The 2,933-nt window shown below is 42.5% G+C and carries 2 protein-coding genes; both read right to left on the reverse strand.

Annotated features, from left to right (window positions below; translation table 11 throughout):
* Positions 1-52: 52 nt before the first annotated feature.
* Positions 53-1,444, reverse strand: coding sequence for an FGGY-family carbohydrate kinase (locus WBJ10_RS12025; protein ID WP_424290606.1), 1,392 nt, complete (start codon positions 1,442-1,444; stop codon positions 53-55).
* Between the two features lie 13 nt (positions 1,445-1,457).
* A partial coding sequence (gene rhaD, locus WBJ10_RS12030; protein WP_424290608.1) for a bifunctional rhamnulose-1-phosphate aldolase/short-chain dehydrogenase occupies positions 1,458-2,933 on the reverse strand: 1,476 nt, incomplete at its 5' end.

Consider the following 2,933-nt stretch of genomic DNA (forward strand, 5'->3'; position numbering starts at 1 on the left):
GCTTCAATCTGAATAAAGTCACTGAAAATTTCCTTTTTCATCTTTAGTGGGTTCAAAGGCGATTAATTTTATTGACAGAATAGTACTTAAGATCGATGATATCATTGGCCAGAGCCTTCGTATTCCAATGCTTATGAATTGCCAGGGCGGCCCCTAATGCAGAAGCCTGTGCCATAGTTGCTGCATATACCTCCATATCCTTAAACTTCGCTGCAAGAAGATTCATATAGATTACATTTTTGCTAAAGCCGCCATCTACAAAGATTTTTTTAGTAACTGTACCAGAAATAATCTGCTGAGTAGATGTATATTGCAAATGGATGAGATCTGCAATCAATTGATGATAAGCTATCGCAGCATTTTCAAAATCAGCCAGCTCCCGCTGCTGGAACGCAGACACTTTGGGAAGGGGGTCTGGATTTAAAGAAGGATATTTCTGGTGACCTTCAGCTTCCAGTTTAGCTATAATTTCAGAATCAAACTCTAAGGTTTTAAATAGAATGCTATTTACCTTAAAATAGTCAGCTATTCTTTTTACCTGCTGATCATGTTCAAAACCTGCGAACATCCGCGAAGCTTTTACTGACTTACCCCGAAAGCTCAAATGGCTAAGGCAATTATTCTTTAATTCCTGCGGAGTTAAGGGTGCATCATTGAAAGGATTAAGACTGATACACCATGTACCGGTTGAGATCAGGACAAATGGCTCACTGAAATTAACCATGTATGGGATGAGGGCTGCAGAACTATCATGGAGGCCCCCTCCTATTTTGTAAGTTCTTCCATTAAAGGTGCCTAAGGAAATTTCTTCTGAAGAATGTATGGGAGCTAATTTGGTTTGCAGATTTTCATCGTAAACCCAGGAATGATAGTCGTGTTTTTTAAATTCCCATAACCAGGTGTGACAGCCTATGCTGGTCAAGCCAGAATAACAAACTCCGGAGATTAGAAAGCTCACGTACTCAGGCAGGTGCAGGGCGTATCTGAGCTTTACGAAAATATCAGGTTTCTCATATTTAAGACGATATAACTGCAGCCCTGAGTTTAAGCTTCCTAACGCCGGAGAGGCCGTTTCCAGCATGATCTGTTCCCGGCTTCCGTAAGTCGAATGGAACTGCATTTCCAAAGTCTCCGGATAGGGTTTCAGGTAGCTGTACAAAGGAGTTAAAGGTTTATAATCCTCGTCCAGGTATACCATGCTTGCGCCATAGGCCGAAAAGTTAATCGCTTCTATACTGAACTTCTCAATTTTTAATACTTCATTGAGCGAGTCGAATACAAATAAATGAAGGCTGTCCAGATTTTCACAGGCTTCCCCATCTTCATCTAAAGTTTCCGGGAAGCTGTCTGTTTTTTCATAAACTATCTGGTAATGCTCATCAAATAGAAAAAGTTTCTTATTCGTTTTCCCGATATCAAATATGGCAATTACTGGTACTTTCATGGGTCGGTTGAACCTATCTCACAAATGCCATAGCTACCCCGCCGTCTACGTTAAGCACGTTGCCTGTTGACTTTTTCAATAACCCCCCTACAAAAGCAAAACAGGCATTGGCAATATCATCCGGAAGAATGGTCTCGTTTAATAGAGTTCGTTTTGCATAGAATTCAGGAAGTTCCTCCACTGTAATTCCGTAAGCCCTGGCTCGGCCTTCTGCCCAGCCACCAGCCCAGATATTACTGTCGGAAATTACAGCATCCGGGTTAACCACATTAACCCGAATCTTATCGGCACCCAGCTCTGCTGCATTCAGCCTGCTTAAATGCAATTGCGCTGCTTTTGCAGAGCCGTAACCTGCATTATTGGGTCCGGAAACCAGTGCATTTTTGCTTACAATATTAATCACATCGCCACCGAGCGCTTGTTTTCGCATTACTTTTACGCCAGCCTGGGTAACCCTGAACTGGCCTTTTACTAATACATCATACAGTAAATCCCAATCGCTTTCAGTATGATCTTCAATTGATTTTGAGATCGAGAGGCCGGCATTATTAATGATGATATCCACACCCCCAAAGGAAAGCGATGCAGTTTCAAATGCATCGTTAATCTGTGCTTCGCTAGAGACGTCCAATGTTGCTGTTACAAAAGCATCTTTTCCGTATAAATTTTCAAATTCTTTTCCAGCATTCTCCAGCCTTTCCTGATTCATATCATTCAGAATCACAACAGCACCTTCACTAGCAAACTTTTTAGCAATAGCCTTTCCGATTCCGCCGGCACTTCCTGTTATCAGCGCTATTTGTCCGGAAAGTGCTTTTGCAGCGGGCATTCGCTGTAATTTGGCTTCTTCCAGCAGCCAGTATTCAATATTGAATGCTTCCTGTCTTGGAAGGGATGTATATTCCGAAATGGCCTCGGCCCCTTTCATCACATTTATAGCATTGGTATAGAATTCTGCTGCAACACGGGCGGTTTGCTTATCCTTGGAAAAGGAGAATAAGCCAACCCCGGGATAAAGAATAATAACCGGATTGGAATCACGAATGCCAGGGCTGTTCTCATGCTTACAGGCCTCATAATAGTCAGCGTACATTTTGCGATAAGCTTCGAAAAGAGGCGCTAAGCTTGTTTTTATTACTTCTGTATCCGACAAATCCTGATCTGGTTTAAGATCCAATACGAGCGGACTGATTTTAGTTCGCAGAAAATGATCCGGGCAACTCGTTCCCATAGGGGCCAAACGGTTCAGATCCTTAGAGTTTATAAATTCCAAAACACGGCTATCATCTGTAAAATGCCCGATCATCTTACGTTCGCTGGAACAAAACCCTCTTAAAATCGGGGCTATGGCCGCGGCTTGTGCTTTACGTTCCTGGGGTTCCAGGCTCTTCAATTTCTCTCCCCCAAAAACAGGTCCCTTCTTCCCGTAATTTTGTTCCAGATATTCAGCGCATTTCTCAATAACTTCCAGTGTGTTTATGTAACTCTC

It is taken from the genome of Daejeonella sp., assembly GCF_049655485.1.
Taxonomy (GTDB): domain Bacteria; phylum Bacteroidota; class Bacteroidia; order Sphingobacteriales; family Sphingobacteriaceae; genus Daejeonella.

What these genes read in the sequence shown, in the direction of transcription:
- WBJ10_RS12025 (WP_424290606.1), bottom strand. Translation starts at nt 1,444, where the DNA reads ATGAAAGTACCAGTAATTGCCATATTTGATATCGGGAAAACGAATAAG.